We start from the raw sequence: 17,667 nt of genomic DNA, 5'->3' as shown, positions 1-17,667 counted from the left end.
AGGCTGCTTTGTTTATTTTTTAGACGGATTTTCTGTGAGCATCAGTAACCTCCCACTGAAGCTTATAGAAAGCTCAAGGCATCATTCATATGTAACCTACATACCCTTAACCAATCCATGATATCATGCATATTCAACTTACTTCTCACTCAAAACATTGATGGACGATCTCAATGATCCTATCCTGCTGCTCTGGAGTCATCTTATTATCGCTCGGAAGGCACAGCCCGCGGTCAAAAATGTCCGCTCCGATGTCAAAAGGCTTGCCATCGGGCGTTTCGTGGTCATTTATATACGCATTTGACCGCGCACGATCATTCCCGAATCTCGTGATAAATGGGTTCATTCGATAGATTGGCTGCATATGCATGGGCTTCCAAATCGGTCTTCCTTCTGCGTTAATCCCTGCAATTGCCTCCAGAATTTCTGTCGGGCAAGACTTTCCTTTTTCTGAAATATATGCTACTTCGCAATCTCCTCGCACTTGTTTACACATTGCATTTTTATTAATAAGTATGCAACTCAACCAAAAATTGGGCTCTGATTCCTCTGATATATAGGGATTCATTTTCACAGGCAACCCCTCAAAGCCCTTCTGATATCTTTTATAAATTTCTTTCTTCTGTGAAATATGCTCCTCCAGATATGGCAGCTGACCTCTGATTACTCCTGCAACAACATTACTCATTCGATAATTATAGCCTATTTCCTCATGCTGATACCACGCCGCATTTTCTCGACTTTGGGTAGACCATTTGCGTACCTTCTCTGCATGCATGGCATTATCTGTAAGAAAGGCTCCTCCCGCAGACCCTGTCAAGATCTTATTGCCATTAAACGAAATGCATCCCGCAAAGCCAAAACCACCAGTCTGAATGCCTTTATAATAAGCTCCAAAACTTTCTGCCGCATCCTCTACCATAATTGCTCCATACTTTTCACATACAGCTTTCAGATCATCAATCTTCCCAGGTGTTCCATAAAGATGAGCAATTACCACAAGTCTTACATCCGGATAAAGCTGAAAAGCTTTATCTAATGCAACAGGATCCATATTCCACGTATCAGCTTCTGTATCAATAAAAATTGCCTCTCCACCTTCATACGCTACAGGATTCACAGTTGCATCAAAGGTCAGATCAGAACAAAACACCTTATGACCTGTTAATACTCCTTTTTTAATGTCCGTCTGTCCATATAGGCATTCTCCCGCTAACCTCACAGCAAGATGAAGAGATGCCGTTCCCGAACTTAATGCTACCGCATAACCGCATCCTATCTTTTCACAAGTCCCCTTTTCAACCTCATTAATATTTTCTCCAACTGTAGACATCCAGTTGGTTTCATACGCTTTTCGTATATATTCCAATTCGGGGCCATGCATCGTCGGACTACTGAGCCAAACTTTTTTCTCAAAAGGCTGTATCTTTTGAATCCATTTCTTGTCGAACATATTTATCCCCCTATAAAACTATAATCCTCCAGTACAACAACAATAGATTTCAAACCTTTCACACCGGATGATAAGTCCTTACGACTCGCTGTGTATACTCGCGTATCTTTTCATCCTTATTTGAGTAAGCTGTCAGCATCAGCTGATCCACTTCAGACAAAAATTCATTCGCATCAAATTGCAGAGGCTGCCCGATATGGATGAGATCGTTCTCTGTCTTCTGAAGTCCCTCTTCTGCCATCAGCTTTTCCTCATAGAGCTTTTCTCCCGGCCTCAGGCCGGTGTACTCAATCTTGATATCCACATCCGGCTTAAAACCGGACTGCTTGATCAGATTGCGTGCCAGTGTAGCGATCTTTACAGGGCTTCCCATATCCAGAACGAAGATCTCTCCGCCCCTTGCATAGGTTCCGGCAAGCAGCACCAGACTGACTGCCTCCGGTATCGTCATGAAATAGCGGATGATGTCCGGATGTGTAACAGTCACCGGTCCTCCCTTTGCAATCTGCTTTTTGAATATCGGAATAACTGAGCCATTTGAGCCCAAAACGTTGCCAAAGCGAACAGCTACAAACTCTGTTCGGATTTTTCTGAACACTTCACCGGTGCCATCTTTATCTGCATTCTCCGTTCCCGGATGCGTGAAGAGCTGCGGAATCTCATTTGCTTTTCCTGCTTTAATTTTTGCATCAAAGCTCTGAATGACCATTTCACAGAGACGCTTGGACGCCCCCATGATATTCGTGGGATTTACAGCTTTATCTGTACTGATCAAAACAAAGCGCTCACAGCCATGAATCATCGCCGCATAGGCTGTCTTATAAGTTCCAAGCGTATTGTTCTTGATCGCCTCACAGGGACTGTCCTCCATCAGAGGGACGTGCTTATGGGCCGCAGCATGATACACAACCTGTGGGCGATAGATTTCAAATATCTCAAACATTTTCCGACTGTCGCGCACAGACGCAATCAGCACCACAATATTCAAATACGGATATTTATCCTTCAGCTCAAGCTGAACATCATAGACATTGTTTTCATAGATATCCACCAGAACAAGCTGCTGCGGCCCGTGACTTGCGATCTGGCGGCTTAGCTCAGAGCCAATGGAACCGCCTGCTCCGGTAATAAGGACTTTCTTACCATGAATAAAGTCAAATACTTCTGCAAGATCCGCCTTGATCGGCTCACGCCCCAGAAGATCTTCAACCGCTACATTCTTCATCTGGCTTACCGACACCTGTCCGGAAACCAGCTGGTACATACCCGGAAGCTGCTTCAGCTCACAGTCGGTGGCACTGCATATATTAATAATATCCCTTTTTTCTGCCGCACTGGCACTGGGAATTGCAAGATAAATTCGGTTCACCTTATATTTATCGACATTTTTTAAGATATCATCCCGTCCACCAGCAACGGGGACGCCATCAATATAGCGTCCCCACTTATTGGGATTATCATCAATGAAGCACACCACCTGATCATCAATCTTGCTGCTGCGGTGCACATCTCTCAGAATAGACTGGCCGGCGTTTCCAGCGCCGATCAGCATAACCCGATTCACCGGATGGTTTTTGACCTTCCCCTTTCGCCCTTCGCGCAGCAGTAGTACAAAGCGGTAGGAAAAGCGTATTCCTACGGTCAGAATCAGCTGCATCACTGCGCCTATCATATAGTAAGAGATAGGCATGCGACGAACAAACAGCAGGGTCCCCAGGATCTGTACCAACGTTGTAATTGCAGATGCCAGAAGCGCAAAGAGCAATTCATGGTAGCTCGCAAATCTCCATAAACTCTGATAAAGCTTCAAAGCAAAAAATACACCAAGACAAACAAGTGTATAAAATGGCGCAAACTTCTTCCACGCTTCTATATATACTGTATCAATGTGAGAATAAATCAGGTCAAAGCGCAGCCACAGCGCAAAGAAATAAGAAAAGTTCACTGCTATGATATCATAAACAGCCAGCTCCAACGCAACCAGCTGCCAGTGCTGTAAGTGTGGTTTTGTAGAAGATTTTTTTATTTCTTCCTGATTCCTGTAATTCTCTCTCTGTTTCTCCATAGCTTAGAGTAAAATGATCCCCCATACTTTCTTATTCAATTGCTGTAATTTTTTGGATTCCTTTTGAAGTTTCCGTTTGGATATGCAGCCCTTCTTCTCCACCAGGATCAGCTCTTCCGCTGCTGCGAGCTCTTGAATGGCCGCAGCGCTTTGCAGGATATCCCCCCCGCTTTCTACCCTTGTCTCTCCCAACGAGCGCAACTGATCGGCAATCACAGCATTCATCTCCTGACTGCTGCCGACAAGGAGAATAGAATGCTCAGAATTCCAACCACTTCGAACACTTAAATTTGCAAGAGTCAGCTGACAAAGCTCCTGAATATCTGCACATCTCTCACGGTCTCCCGCAAGAACACCCTTGACCTTTCCCATCATACCAGACTCCGGAAAACGCTTCATGCTTCCAAGGATTGTCAGAGCAGATGCCTGATAGGCTTCACTCTCATCCATAACAGAATTGCGTCCCACAAAGCCAAAGCTAATCCAAGCCCCGGCACAAAATAGCCCCAATACAAGTCCTAATACCGCAAATTTGATAGATGCCTTCAGAACAGTCTTCACATTTCTCTGGGGCGCCCCCGGTTCCTTGATCTCTTTCTGCTTCGCCTGTAAATCTGACAATTGCTTCTGCATATCCTGCTGGCGCTTAATCACCTGGTTCTGACGATCTGCGATGGTGTTTCTCATACTCTCAGAGCTGTAGCCCTCTGTCTCCCCAGCGGCTGTCTCAGTAGATCCGTCTCCACCATTGAAACTGGAGATTTCCACCAGGCTGACAGCGTGTTCTCCGACGCTGGCGGAGACTGTGCTTCTCTGCTCCTCGAAGTAAGTCTGTAACAGCGCGAGCGCCTGACGAACGGTCTTCTCATCACGCCCAATCACCTTAAGTCGCAGTATCCCGGCTGAAGTATCCGTTTCTACTGTAATCAATTCCTGCAGGTAACGAAGCGGGATATAAGCTTCCAGATTTTTCTGAATGTAGGTATACAGATTTCCGCTGCTGAGCAGTGACTCATAGGTCTTTAGCACACTGGCAGTCTTATCCGGAGTCTGGTAAGCAAGGCTCGGATTGATCTGATAGCCTGTATCAATATAGTAGACAGATTCCGCCTCATAGAAGTGGTTGACATCCAGATTCATGAGGATTGATTCCTGCATGTAGTCATCGTTCTTCTCGATTGACTTCACCACGGCATTGATCTGAGAATCGTAGAGCTGCATCTGTGACTCGTAGGACTTCAGTTCCTCCTCGTACTTCTCCTCTGCCTCTGCGATCAGCTCAGGGCTGCGCAGCTTATACATGCCTTTTGCAAAACGAAAGCCTCCTAATAACAGCATAAATACCAGCGCTGTCACTGCAATCCGCTTTATTTTATCAATCAGCTCGATCAAAAGCTGAAGCAAATCGATCTCTATGAGCTCATTGCCATCTACTCTATTCACAATACTCCTCCCATAAGCATAATGATGCTACCATCATACTATTTTAAGCGATGAATTGCTACCGACTCTGGGCGATTGAAAAGCCAAAACTCTTAAGCTTTCTTTAACATCTTCAGCAGTCTCGTAATTTCCCGATGTTGTGTCAGCCCCAAAGTGATTGCACAGGCCAGCTGTATACCCACCCAGAGTGATCCCCCCTGGGGCAGAAGAGCCTGAAATATCAAAATACCCATTCCTATTCCTTCTTTTATGAAATGGAAGCGTATCATAGTCAGTTTTCGCAGCTTACAATAGCGTAGCAGCCATACGACCAGAAAACCCAGAGCCGTAGCTACGGCCGCCCCAAATGCTCCATAATATGGAATCAGAAGAAAATTAAGACAAATATTCGTAAACGCTCCCAATACAGCTGTAGCTGATATGGCTTTTGTATTTCCCATAGCCAGATACAGATTTTCACAGGTCCATGCCATTTGATTGATATAGGCGGCCAGTATCAAAGGTGGAACAAAATGTACCGCATCATAGAACTCTCCTGAAAAAAGCATCGCTGACAGCATAGGTGTGAATAGAATCAAGACAGACGCTGACATAAGCATCCCACAGCGAATCTGCTCGTAGCTGTTCCCCAGAAAACCATCTCTGTCCTCTGGATCGTACTCCTTAATAGCGGATATGGAAAAAGCCTTTGCTATTACCTCTCCCCCAAGTGAGAGAACGGTCGGAAGTTTCCCTGCCACAGCATACAGACCAACAGCTGCTGCACCGGCATAAAATTTCAAAATGAATTTATCCGAGGCGCTGTTAATCCACCATGATAATGCACCGGCAATCATCGGGATGCTGATGCGCAGCATGCCTGCAAATACTTCTCTTTTAGGCAGCCTGAAAGAGGCATAATGCCCAAGTCCCGCCGCCGCAAAGATATAGATATTACTCACCAGCCCACCGATCACCATCGCTGACAGATATCCCCAAAGCCCCCAGTGGAACACCAGAAGAAAAAGTAAATTACAGACAATATTCAGCACAGAATGTACGATGCTCGCTACCGTAATCTGCCGGATCGCATCAATACCTCTGCAAAAATAAGATAAGACTGCGCTAAACGCCTCGATGAAATAATTCAATAAAATAAAGACAAAAAAAACCTCCTTACCTCTCAGGTACCCCAAAAGCCACAGCACCGTGTAAACAGACAGCAGAACCGCTCCGCCCACTGTGATTACAGCGGTTCCAGCCATCAGTACATCTCCTCTTGCATACTCCTCGCGAACACTGAATCTCAGTACAGCATCCTGAATCTGAAGAGTGAGTACTGGCAGAAGCAAAATAACGATCAGATGCAGTATATCCGCAGTTCCATATTCCGCTGGACTCAGCTGACTGGTATATAGCGGCACCATAAAAAAGCTGAGACTACGAGGCAACAGAAGCGCGAGGGAAAAGAGACGTATGTTTTTTATAAGATAGCGCTGCTTATCCATACGCAATGTCCTCTCTCAGCGTCGTAAAATGCACAGAAGCCTCTGCATGATCTTCTGAAATCTGATTCCAACAGACAGCAGTACTCTAAGGTTCATCCAGGCAAGCGCTGCAAAAAGCTTTGCCGGAATGCGGCTGCTCCCCATCAAAAAAATTCGTATATTTTTTCTGTATACGCTCTGCAGATAGCAAATGCTCTCCTCATCCCTGCACTCTGCAGCTAGCATCCGCATAAAACAGCGGTTGCTGGCCCACAATATCTCTGCGTCTGCATATGGACGCAGGGATGGATAATGCTCCCTGACAAACGCTGCGCGTTCTATGTTTCCACGGATCTCATCAAAGTGCTTTCTTGAGAAGCGTTGGTGAGTAATACTCTCCCCTCGCTGACGATAAAAATACTGCGCCTGATTCCCTGCTGCAATTCTGCCACTGCGTACAATTGGCTTATATATCGTAAAAATATCCTCATGATATCTTCCGGAAGGGAAACGAACTTCCCGAAACAGCTCTGTGCGGTACAGCTTCCCCCACGCCGCGGTTGTAATGCTTTTTTCTTTCAGCAGGGCTCTTAACCCGCTTTCAGCTCCCTGATAGAGCCTTGCGCTCGGTTTTAAAGTCTCACTGCTCTTCACTCGATTGCCGGCTGCATCTACCTCTGCAAATCCGCAGACTGAGATATCTGCCTGCGCTTCGGTGATAAGCCCATACAAATAAGACAGATACTGATCACCGATAAAATCATCGCTGTCCAGAAAGCTGATATACTCCCCGGCAGCCTGCTCAATGCCGGAATTTCGCGCATCCGAAAGACCTTTATTTTCCTGATGGATCGCCCGAAAACGGCTGTCTCTCTTCGCATATTGATCACAGACAGCGCCCGAACCGTCTGTAGATCCATCATCGATCAGAATGGCTTCAAAATCCTGAAAGCGCTGTTTTCTGACACTTTCCAGACAGTCGAGAAGATAAGCCTCAACATTATAAACCGGGATCACAAGTGTTATCACTGCCTGGATACCCCCTCTGTGCTCTCCTTCATGAACAGAATTTTGATAGTCAGAAGGATCAGCTTCAGATCTAAAAGCACCGAGTACTCGCGGATATAGCTCAGATCCAGCTTCAGCTTGTCATAGGCGTCTGTATTGTATTTACCATAGATCTGCGCATATCCGGTCAGACCAGCCTTCACCTTGAGGCGATACGCAAATTCCGGCATTTCCTCCTGTATCCTATGGGCGAGCTCAGGCCGCTCCGGCCTCGGGCCGACGACGGACATCTCTCCATGCAAAATATTGAACAGCTGTGGCAGCTCATCCATACGGCAGGCGCGAAGCACTCTGCCTACTCTCGTGATGCGTATATCCTGCTCACTGGCCAGTACCGGGCCGCTCTCTGCCTCGGCATTCATCCTCATCGTGCGAAACTTATAGATTTGGAACTCTCGGCCATCCTTTGTCAGTCTGTTTTGCTTATACAAAATGCTTCCGCCATCCTCCAGCTTTACCAGCAGCGCGAGAATGAGATACAGTGGCGAAAAAAGCAGAATACCCGTTCCTGCAATCAAAATATCCTCTATCCTCTTTCCAAGCTCCTGCTCCGGGTTCAGGCCTTCATTTCTGCTGAGATAGAGCGGAGAATCAAAAATATGCAATTCCTCGGAGGTTCGCATCAGAATATCCGAGATCTTGGGCACGGTATAGCAGCGGATATCGTTTTGAAAGCAGGCCTTCAGAAAGCGGTTTCGCTCTCCTGAGGGAATGTCCCCCAAAACAATTGCGTCATAATTCCGAGCCGATTCTATAATGACATCCAATCCCTGTGAGGCGGGAATTGCTGCCGCAAGAATATATTTATCGTCTCGCGTATTGATCTTGTCCATCAGCTGAAAGGCCGGACGGCTCCCATGCACCAGCAGCAGGCGCCGCGGAGGAAAAAGCGCCGCATATACCTTTTGAAAGATCAGGGTCCAGAGCAGCACAAAGCCGCACTGCAGCAGCTCAATCAGCGCAAAGCCGGATACCGGAAGAACCTTCGCCTCCATGAGACAGTTCTGAAGATAGCTGATACCATTTGTAAGGGTGATGGCCAGCAGCTGAGAATATACTATATTGCCTCCGCGAAGATAACCGATTTTCAATCCACCGTACATCTGCTGAAAAAAGAACAACAGAAGAGCATACACACAGACAACGAGCAAAACACCCTTCCACCACAGGAATCGGGACATCAGCGGATTATAGATATTTGCCCAAAGAATCCAGTAAATACCTATTTCTCCCAGCAATCCGAGTGTCGCGGCACAGAATTTTATATATTTATTTGATACCTTTGATCGCCTGTTCAATTTATCTCCCATCACAAGTAGGGTTTCAGTGCTGCTTCAAAGCTGATTCTTGCCGCAGCTGCGGAATAGAAGCTTTCATAACATTTTCTGGAAGCCTCACAGTAATATCCTGTTCTGTTGCCATAAAAATCCCGGATGGCCTTTACATATTCCGCTGCACTGTTGCAGCGTCTCCCGGCCTCTTCGCTGAGCTGGGTATATCCCATAAACGCCTCTTCACTACCAAAAATGTACTTGCCATACATCAGTGCCTCCGCAGTTTTGACCTTCATTCCTGCTCCGTCAAAGATAGGCAGCACCACACATCCGGCTTTCATATAGTAGGGCTTTATATCATCCACGGTTCCGATTACTGTCACCCGCTCAGAAAGTTTCTCAAGATCTTTTTTTCGTCTCTCGAAATTTTTCCCGACGATCAGCAGCCTCTGCTTCAGCTCCGGCATAACCTGTTGTATGAACCAGCGAATGCCTTCGTAATTTGGAGGAAAATCCGCTCCCACAAACAGCATCGGAGCTTCTGCACTCCGGTCATCGGATCTATATACTTCAGATTTCAGTTCGTCCTCGCTCATTCTATCGTAGACAGTGACCGGAATATTTCCATCACTCCTGCGCCCATACAGAGAGGCAATTCTCCTCTGATCCCTGCTGTTCAGGCTATATATTGCCGTGGACCAGCGACAGCAACAGGCCTCTGCGAAGCCTGCATATAAATATTGAGGAAGCTTTGCCCGGCTGCGCCTCGCAAGCATGGCGTAATAATCTCTCTCACAATTATGAAAAAAACTGATCACCGGAAGCGCCGTTTCCTTCCGAAAGTAAGCCGCCAGCTTTCCGAGCAGCGAGCTGTCCAGAAAGATCAGCGTACAGCGCTCCCTGTCTATCTCTGCCTTCATTTCCCGCATCTCTCTGCTGACAATTCCCGGAAAATAAAACCCCATCTGCCGCAGCATATTTTTTCTGTTGATCCGAACATCAACCCGGTGCAGTACTGTTTCTGCAATCGCAGACAGGATCTCATAGTTGCGTCTGCTTCCCTGCACTCCGCCGATCTGCACATCTGAAAAATCATGAGTTGTAATAAAATATATCTTCATAGCTGCCCGCATCAGCCTACCTCCACGCCGTCAAGCGCCTATCATTTTACCATAGCCGCCCTCAAAAGTCTCTGCCAAAACTCCCTGTAGCTATGATAGAATAGGTACGCACCTATCTTTTGTTCAGGAGGCAGCAAGGCGTGAAGATTTTAATGCTCTCTTCAAGAATACCATATCCTTTGACTGCCGGTTTTCGTATCCGGATCTACAATGAGGCAAAGCAGCTGAAGCAGGCCGGTCATCAGGTGGATCTTCTCTTTTTGTCGCGCAGGGGGGATATGGAGAAGTATGGTTCTGCGCTTTATGGTGTCTTCACGACTGTCCGGGCGGTCCCCTTCTCCCCTGTCAAGGCCGGTGGACAGCTCTTTTCCGCGCTTTTTCACCCGGGATACCCTTTTCAGGTTGCACTGTATCAAAATGGCGGCTTCGCCTCTGCTCTGTATTCCGCATATGCACAGTATGACATGATTATAGCAAATCATATCCGAACTGCAGAATACCTGAAACAGCTGCCTGAGGACAAGATCATACTGGATCTTCATGATGCCATTTCCTACAATTATTACAATGCGATCCAGCTGTCGCGAGGCCTGAAAAAACTCCTGTATCTCACAGAATACCGGCGCGTACTGCACTATGAATGCTGCTGCTCAAGGCAATACAAGAAGACCGTTCTGATTTCTGAAAAGGACAGACAGTGGCTTATAAGTCATGGAGCAAGTGCAAAAAATCTCCACGTCATACCGCTTGCTGTGCGGGACGATATCTCCGTACCGCCAAAGGACTATCACAATGACAGACACGCCATTGCCTTTCTCGGGAAAATGTCCTATCAGCCAAACGCCGATGCCGTTCGCTGGTTTGTCAGAAAGGTGTTTCCTCTGTTACGGAAGCAAGAACCGGAGTTGCAATTCTATATCATGGGAATTGAGCCGCCAAAAGATATACAGGATTTGGGAGGTCACTCCGGCATAAGCGTGACCGGCTTTCTGGAGAACCCCTTTCTCCTGCTCTCAAAGATGAAAGTCAGCGTAGTGCCAATACAGAATGGAGCCGGGACGCAGAATAAATTGCTGGAGAGTATGATGCTCGGCGTTCCGGTCGTAGCCTCACGAATCGCCGCAGAGGGAATAGCCGGAAGCGATGGCAGAGAGCTCCTGATTGCAGATTCACCACAGCAATACGCAGAACATATCCTCTCTCTGCTTCATTCCGAGTCGCTGAGAGAGCGCATCGGAAGAGACGGACAGCGCCTGATTGAAAACAAATACACCTGGAACAGTCTGACCACTCAGTGGCTCTCGCTGCTTAGCAGCTCCGACAGAAAGGATTAATATGTCTGACTTCATGCTTGAAAAAGAAAATAATCTTGATCTCAAAAATCTTTTCTTCTTTCTCCTGAGAAAGTGGCGTTTTCTTGCTCTCTGGACCATTGTCTTCTCAGGTCTTATCAGCTGTATCACCCTGTTAAACGGCATACGCAAGCTCTCAAGCTCCAGCTTTATGGAACAAAACCGCTCCGAAGCAAGTGCACAGTGGGACAACTATACCCTCTCTCTCAGTAATCTTTCCACAGAGAGTGAACGTCTGCGCAACAGAATCGAGACCGACAACAGCTATAAATCTGCTTCTTATGTCATGAGTATTGACCCCAACGCCGTATATAAGGCCAATGCAATCTATTATCTGAACAATATTTATACGGATTCCTCCGGTGCCTCTGTTGAAAACAAAAATACAGTGAGCCTGCTGAACAGCTATAACGCAATTGCCATGAGTTCCAATATTCAGAGCAATATGCTGCCCAGTCAGGCCGGAAAAGAATCCGCCATTCCGGAATCTCTGAACTCTCTCATCGCTATCGCACAGGACAATGGCGGCAAGACCCTGAATATCACGGTGAGCGCTGCAAATGAGGAGGATGCAGTCGCCTTTCTGGAATATGTAGACCAGGCTCTGAACGTCAAAACCGAGGAATTGGTTCAAAAGCTCGGAAAGCATCAGCTCAGCAGAACAGTAAACACTCCCTATATCATCAAGGATGATGCACTGCAGAAAAAAAACACAGATTTTATCAATACTGCCAATTCACTGCAGCAGAGTCTCAATTCTGTGCAAAAGCAGCTGAGTGATCTGAAGGCACCGGAGATCAAACGCTACTCTGTATCCTTCCTGATGACCCAGCTGATCAAAAATCTGATTCTGGGTGTGCTGGGGGGTATCATCTGCTCTGTATTCTTCCTGAGTGCGGGCTTCCTCTGCAGCGATTCTGTCCATGCCGCAGATGAATTTTCCAGAAAAACCGGGCTCACCCTCCTCTCATCCTTCCCCCGCCGACTGTCTGAGTCTCGTTTCAGGAAGCTTGACGCAAGGATACGGGATTACGAGGACGGCTTCTACGGTCGTGTCCCGTTGGAACAGGGTCGGCTGAGTTTAAAAAACAAACTGTCTGTTCTGAAAGGAGCGGAGCGTCCACTCGTCTTTCTTTCCGCATCTGAGGATATGGAGATATTCTCCGAACTGCGGGAGACGCTTCCAGACACAAACCATACTCACTTTCTGACGCCTGCTTCTCTGGAGCGGGAGACACTGAACAAAGCAAAGGAATCTAACGCTGTCTTCATCATCGCCGCAAGAAAAGATCTGTCGAAATATGACGATATTCAGCAGCTCTTTTCATTGCTCCAGCTGCTCCAGATCAAACCGGATGCTGCTGTTTTACTTTAATAGAAGGAGCCTGAACTGTGATCTACCTGAGTGTCGTACCTGCACTGCTGATTTCAGCGCTCTGCTATGAAAAAAGCAGAGCGCGCTATCACAATACAACGCTTCTTTTATATCTTCTCTCCGCCTTTGTGTTCCTCCCCCTGCTGCTCATCAGCGGTCTTCGCGGAGCTGAGGTCGGACTTGACACTCAGAGCTATCTCGAGCTGTTCCAGCATATTCGGGAGCAGTCCTTCTCTGAACTGCTCGTTCTGAACAGCCACGGCACAGCCCGCAAAGAAATCGGCTATGAGTTCTTCTGTAAATTTCTGTCTTTATTGAACAAAAGTGGACAGATCAGCCTCTTTGCTATGGCTCTGTTATTTCTGCTCTGCTTTTGGCATATGATAAACTCCCTGTCTGAATCTCCTTTTCTGTCCATCGCCGTGTTTTATGGCTCGGGGCTCTATATATCCTCGCTCAATATTGCGAGGCAGATGGTCGCTGTAGCCTTCATTGCCTACATGTATTTTATGCTGCTGAAAAAAAAGCACTTGGCAGCGATACTCTGCTGTCTCAGTGCTTTCCTGTTTCATCGCTCATCCATGATCGCAGCTGCGATCATCCTTCTCTTCTTTTTCTTGCCTGTGCGGCGCTGGATCTTCGGTCTTGTAAGCGCCATGGCCCTGAGCTTTCCTTTCGCTTTTCTGATACTTCAAAAATTTTACTCCATCATCCCGAAACGATATGCCCGATATTTGCTTTACACGGAGGGACTGCATTTCGGTCTCGTCACGGTACTATGGGGATTGGAGTTTCTGCTGGTGCTCTATCTGCTCAGCTTTATTCCTGATAAACAGGACAGTCTGACACGTTACGACCGGCACATCTTCTGCTGTGCTGTCTTTACTGTACTCTACATCTCAGCTACCTTTTCGGGAGGAATTGTGCGCTATGCCGACCGTATGGGCTTCTACTTTCAATTCGGCACTATGTTTATCTTCAGCGCTGCGGCAGAGCGTCTCAGAAGAACGCAGCCCCGATTTATCTACTTCCTATATGCCTGTATCGTCTATGCTCTGTTTATCTTCTGGATCTACCGGCACGTAAGTCAGGATATCTCTTATCACTATCAGTTCTTCTTCTGAGCGACCTTTTATGGATTGCGCCCGGCAGCCAACATGATCATCGTCCACAGCAATGGCGCCGCAATCGGAATATTGATATTCACCGCTGCCTGCAACGCATAGCAGAACACAGCAAGACCCAGTGCATAATAATACGCCGACTTCTGAAGCTGAATTCTCTCTGTGTCCAGCAGTGACCTTCCCTTTCGAAAGGCCTCCCGCACCGCGAATACAAGTATGCCGACATGTGACAGCAGGCCCAGCGGACCAACCGTAAAGAGATACTGAATATATTCATTGTGTGCAGCGTCAAAGAACTGTCCTGTCGCCTCCGTCATCTCTTTCCAGCGGTGAATCATCATGTAAATACCAAACGTATCCGGCCCCGTTCCTGTGAGCTTATGGAGCGGAGAGAGGCTTCTGTACTCATCGATACCTGCGCGCCATACATAACCTCGCTGCGTTCCCCATGCATCCCGGAACTTGAGATAATCCGCCAGAGAACCAAATTTCTGCCATGCGGCATCGTAGCTCATGCTGTTTGCATACAGCAGAAGACCGAGCAGTGAGAAGACACATAGCCCGAAGAAGAGATACCAGAGTCTCTGTATGAGAACCGGCGGCGCACTTTCCTCCACCTTCTGCCTTAATTTCCTCCAGTACATCCCCATCGCCAGCAGCCACAGCCCCACCGCTAGGAGCGGAAGCCAACGGAAGCCGATAATCACCTGAAACAGTCCGTGGATTTCCTGTACCGCGTCCCCCTTCACCCTCAGCACATGTCCGATGTAGAGCAGATCTGTAAAGAAGGCAGCGAGCGCCAGCATATAGCGCCGGATTCCCCGGCGTGTCCGGAAGGCGATAAAGGGCAGCCCTCCGAAGAAGCCCGCGAGTGTTAAGTAACCGTTGTCGGATTCCCCCATCGCCATGGCCATAAAGGAAATAATCATCGTCGCAAAGTAAAAGAGTACTCTGCCCGCCCCCTCATCGGACAGCACAAACAGCGTGCCGGACAGGGCGACCACGATGCCGACATAAGCCGTGTAGGTATTAATATTTCCCAGAGTAGAGCTGAACATTGCATACTGTGTCTCCTGCATCTGATCCCGGAAATGCAGCAGATTCATATTGTAGAAATCTGTGATCCCCAGCAGGCAGACAATCCACGAGGTGCAGAGAAAGAGCAGGATATAATTCCTATGAAAATGCAGAAAACGGCTCACGCAGAGATAGGCTCCTGTCATCAGGAAAATATAAAACATTCCGACGTAGCGCCCCTCCTCTCCGGTGATGGCCTGCTGCACATAGGGGTATGCATTTGCAGTGGAAATCAGCGCAAAAAGGAAAAAGGCCAGCACGCAGAGATCTGTCGGGCTGAGCAGCTGCTTAAACCAGCAGCGAAAGCCCATCCTCTTTCTGTCACTGTGCATGCGGACTGCCGCCCGGAATACTCCCCCGGAAAAGATTCCGTAGAGCAGCAGCAGTGCAAACATTCCGAGCGTCAGCACTGAGAGAGTTGCAAACTTTGTCTCGAGTATATTAAAGTAATAATCATCATAGATCAGAGGAAAAACTGTAAACATGAGCGTGAGCCAGAGCCCGGTAATGAAAGCAGGAATATCCCATTTTCTGATCCCGCTCTGTGCCTCCGCAGTCTTCTTCTGATTTTTTTTCATCTCGTTCTTCAAAGCTGATCTTCCTTTCACCCCATTGGTATAAAGCATCTTCCGTCTCCGCGCTGTTTCTCCGCTTCCTCTGCGGCATGGGCTTCCTGTCTCGCCTCTCTCACAAACCGCTCCTGTGAATTCACCTTCTTCCGCCCGCGGGGCTGCTCCTTCACATAGCTGCCGTCGGGAAGGTAGCGGCTCGCCTTGACATTATCCGCGAGCTCTGTGTCGAGATAGTGAAGCACTTTCTGCTGTATTGCCACATCCATAATGGGGAAGACAATCTCAACGCGGTTGTCCAAATTGCGTGGCATCCAGTCCGCACTGCCAAGAAATACGCGGTCCTCTCCCTCCGCATGAAAATGAAAGATGCGGGCGTGCTCCAGAAAATTCCCGACAATGGAGCGCACATGGATATGTTCTGAGACGCCGGGAATCCCGACGCGCAGACAGCAGATTCCGCGGACGATCAATTCGATCTGCACGCCGTCCGCGCTGGCTCTGTAGAGCTCCTCTATCATGCCCGGATCCGAGAGGGAGTTCATCTTAACCCGGATATGGGCTGACTTTCCTGCCTGCGCTGCACGCCGCACCCATAACAGCTCCTCCATGAAGCGATCCCGCATCCAGAGCGGCGCCACAACAAGGCGATTCCAGAAGAGCGGCTCCGAGTAGCCGGAGAGCATATTAAAGAGCGCTGTTGCATCTTCGCCGAACTCTCTGCGACAGGTGAAAAGTCCCAGATCCGTGTAGAGCTTCGCCGTGGAGTCGTTATAATTGCCCGTGCCAAGATGCACGTAGCGCCGTATCCCATCCTCCTCCGCACGCACCACCAGCGTGATCTTGGAGTGGGTCTTCAGGCCAAGCAGACCATAAATAACATGGCAGCCGGCCTTCTCCAGCATCTTTGCCCAGGCGATATTATTTTCCTCATCAAAGCGGGCCTTCAGCTCTACGAGCACTGTGACCTGCTTTCCATTATCCGCCGCCTCCGCGAGAGCCCGGATAATGGGAGAATTTCCGCTGACGCGGTACAGGGTCTGCTTGATCGCCAGCACCTCGGGATCCTTTGCCGCGCTCTGAATAAAGCCTACCACCGGATCAAAGGACTGATAGGGATGGCTTAAGAGGATATCGCCCTTCCGTATATTTGTAAAAATATCCTCTTCATTCATCAGGGCCGGAACCGGCTGCGGCATATGCTTCGGATTCTTCAGCCTGTCAAAGCCCTCCAATTCATAGAGCTTCAGCAGCACGGTGAGATCCAGCGGCCCGCTGATCTGAAAGAGGTCTTCCCGCCCGATCGAGAGCTCATCGCAGAGTATCTTCAGCAGCTCCTGGTTGATGCCCGTCTCCACCTCAAGGCGTATCGCCTCGCCCCACTGGCGGCGCTTCAGTTTTTTCTGTATCTCCAGAAGAAGATCTGCGGCATCCTCCTCATCCAGCTCAAACTCCGCGTTCCTCATGATGCGGAAGGGATGCGCTGCCAGTATATCATAATTCAGAAAGAGCGAGCTGATATTCCGCTCAATGATCTCCTCCATGAGGATGGCTGTAGTCTGGATGCCTTCCCGTTTCCTTGCGAGCTCCGGCGGTATCACCACCACGCGCGGCAGTCCGGAGGGAACCTGCACGATCGCAAAGTCGGGCCTTCCTGCGGCCCTCTTCTGCCTCTTTTTTTCCTCCGGCTGGATGAGAGGCTTCACACCCTTTTTCTTCTGTATCAGCGCTGCGAGGTTCAGGCTCTTATTCCGTATCAGAGGGAAGGGTCTCGATGGATCCACTGCCATCGGAGTGAGAACGGGATAGATAATATCCTGAAAATAGCGGTCCACATAGCCTGCCTCACTCTCGGAGAGCTCCTCATGCCGCCATATGACATACAGCCCCTCCCGCTCCAGCGCAGGCCGCACGGAGCGCTTCAGTGTCGCATACTGAAGCGCCACCATATCATGCGTCTTCTCCGAAATCGCGGAGAGCTGTTCCTCCGCAGTGAGACCAGCGAGATCGCGCTTTGTATAATCTGCCAGTACCTGCTCCTTCAGGGAGGCGACGCGCACCATAAAAAACTCATCCAGATTGGAACTCACGATACTTAAGAATTTGAGTCGCTCAAAGAGCGGAAGCGACTTATCCCGTGCCTCCGCAAGCACACGAAGATTGAACTGAAGCCAGGACAGCTCTCTGCAGACATAGTAATCAGGATTACTGAAATCCACTGTCGCCACCTCCTCTCCATCTGAACCTTTCTCTGTCTGAACCTTTCTCTCTCTGTATCTG

General features: G+C 48.4%; 12 protein-coding genes. 3 read left to right on the top strand and 9 right to left on the bottom strand.

What is annotated here, in order from left to right; genetic code table 11:
• Positions 1–145: 145 nt before the first annotated feature.
• The 7 genes from J2S20_RS08425 to J2S20_RS08395 form a co-directional block, all read right to left on the bottom strand.
• Positions 146–1,453, bottom strand: coding sequence for a DegT/DnrJ/EryC1/StrS family aminotransferase (locus J2S20_RS08425; RefSeq protein ID WP_307254975.1), 1,308 nt, complete (start codon positions 1,451–1,453; stop codon positions 146–148).
• Between the two features lie 58 nt (positions 1,454–1,511).
• Positions 1,512–3,518: a polysaccharide biosynthesis protein gene (locus J2S20_RS08420; protein WP_307254973.1), complete on the bottom strand. Its 2,007-nt coding sequence runs from the start codon at positions 3,516–3,518 to the stop codon at positions 1,512–1,514.
• A 3-nt stretch (positions 3,519–3,521) separates the two neighbouring features.
• Complete coding sequence (locus tag J2S20_RS08415; RefSeq protein ID WP_106611335.1) at positions 3,522–4,961, bottom strand: hypothetical protein; 1,440 nt, start codon at positions 4,959–4,961, stop codon at positions 3,522–3,524.
• A 92-nt stretch (positions 4,962–5,053) separates the two neighbouring features.
• Positions 5,054–6,448: an oligosaccharide flippase family protein gene (locus J2S20_RS08410; protein WP_307254971.1), complete on the bottom strand. Its 1,395-nt coding sequence runs from the start codon at positions 6,446–6,448 to the stop codon at positions 5,054–5,056.
• Between the two features lie 15 nt (positions 6,449–6,463).
• Positions 6,464–7,456, bottom strand: a complete 993-nt coding sequence (locus J2S20_RS08405) for a glycosyltransferase family 2 protein (protein ID WP_307254969.1) — start codon at positions 7,454–7,456, stop codon at positions 6,464–6,466.
• Positions 7,453–8,805, bottom strand: a complete 1,353-nt coding sequence (locus J2S20_RS08400) for an exopolysaccharide biosynthesis polyprenyl glycosylphosphotransferase (RefSeq protein WP_307254968.1) — start codon at positions 8,803–8,805, stop codon at positions 7,453–7,455. The genes J2S20_RS08405 and J2S20_RS08400 overlap by 4 nt, the downstream gene beginning before the upstream one ends.
• A complete protein-coding gene (locus J2S20_RS08395) occupies positions 8,805–9,902 on the bottom strand; it encodes a glycosyltransferase (RefSeq protein WP_307254966.1) in 1,098 nt (365 codons plus the stop codon). Before J2S20_RS08395 ends, J2S20_RS08400 begins: the two co-directional genes overlap by 1 nt.
• Before the next feature lie 128 nt (positions 9,903–10,030).
• Here J2S20_RS08395 and J2S20_RS08390 point away from each other — a divergent pair, with 128 nt between their 5' ends.
• Genes J2S20_RS08390 through J2S20_RS08380 form a run of 3 tightly spaced genes read left to right on the top strand, consistent with a single transcriptional unit; the run spans position 10,031 to position 13,741 of the window.
• On the top strand, positions 10,031–11,224 hold the full coding sequence (locus J2S20_RS08390) for a glycosyltransferase family 4 protein (RefSeq protein WP_146137114.1): 1,194 nt from the start codon (positions 10,031–10,033) through the stop codon (positions 11,222–11,224).
• Between the two features lie 13 nt (positions 11,225–11,237).
• Complete coding sequence (locus tag J2S20_RS08385) at positions 11,238–12,617, top strand: hypothetical protein (protein WP_242934027.1); 1,380 nt, start codon at positions 11,238–11,240, stop codon at positions 12,615–12,617.
• A gap of 17 nt (positions 12,618–12,634) precedes the next feature.
• On the top strand, positions 12,635–13,741 hold the full coding sequence (locus J2S20_RS08380) for an EpsG family protein (protein ID WP_307254962.1): 1,107 nt from the start codon (positions 12,635–12,637) through the stop codon (positions 13,739–13,741).
• 8 nt (positions 13,742–13,749) lie between these two features.
• Here J2S20_RS08380 and J2S20_RS08375 read toward each other — a convergent pair whose 3' ends face one another.
• Positions 13,750–15,396, bottom strand: a complete 1,647-nt coding sequence (locus J2S20_RS08375) for an O-antigen ligase family protein (protein WP_307254960.1) — start codon at positions 15,394–15,396, stop codon at positions 13,750–13,752.
• 26 nt (positions 15,397–15,422) lie between these two features.
• Positions 15,423–17,615 (bottom strand): RNA degradosome polyphosphate kinase, encoded by a 2,193-nt coding sequence (locus J2S20_RS08370; protein WP_307254958.1) that lies wholly within the window; start codon positions 17,613–17,615, stop codon positions 15,423–15,425.
• Positions 17,616–17,667 lie beyond the last annotated feature (52 nt).

This window comes from Moryella indoligenes, from assembly GCF_030812885.1.
GTDB lineage: Bacteria > Bacillota > Clostridia > Lachnospirales > Lachnospiraceae > Moryella > Moryella indoligenes.
Note: the sequence above shows the minus strand (reverse complement) of the source record. Positions and strands in the feature narration are given on the sequence as shown.

Bases quoted from the DNA above. Each gene is read 5' to 3' on its own strand.
- J2S20_RS08375 (WP_307254960.1), bottom strand. From the start codon at position 15,396: ATGAAAAAAAATCAGAAGAAGACTGCGGAGGCACAGAGCGGGATCAGA.
- J2S20_RS08395 (WP_307254966.1), bottom strand. From the start codon at position 9,902: ATGCGGGCAGCTATGAAGATATATTTTATTACAACTCATGATTTTTCA.
- J2S20_RS08385 (WP_242934027.1), top strand. From the start codon at position 11,238: ATGCTTGAAAAAGAAAATAATCTTGATCTCAAAAATCTTTTCTTCTTT.
- J2S20_RS08400 (WP_307254968.1), bottom strand. From the start codon at position 8,805: ATGGGAGATAAATTGAACAGGCGATCAAAGGTATCAAATAAATATATA.
- J2S20_RS08420 (WP_307254973.1), bottom strand. From the start codon at position 3,518: ATGGAGAAACAGAGAGAGAATTACAGGAATCAGGAAGAAATAAAAAAA.
- J2S20_RS08410 (WP_307254971.1), bottom strand. From the start codon at position 6,448: ATGGATAAGCAGCGCTATCTTATAAAAAACATACGTCTCTTTTCCCTC.
- J2S20_RS08425 (WP_307254975.1), bottom strand. From the start codon at position 1,453: ATGTTCGACAAGAAATGGATTCAAAAGATACAGCCTTTTGAGAAAAAA.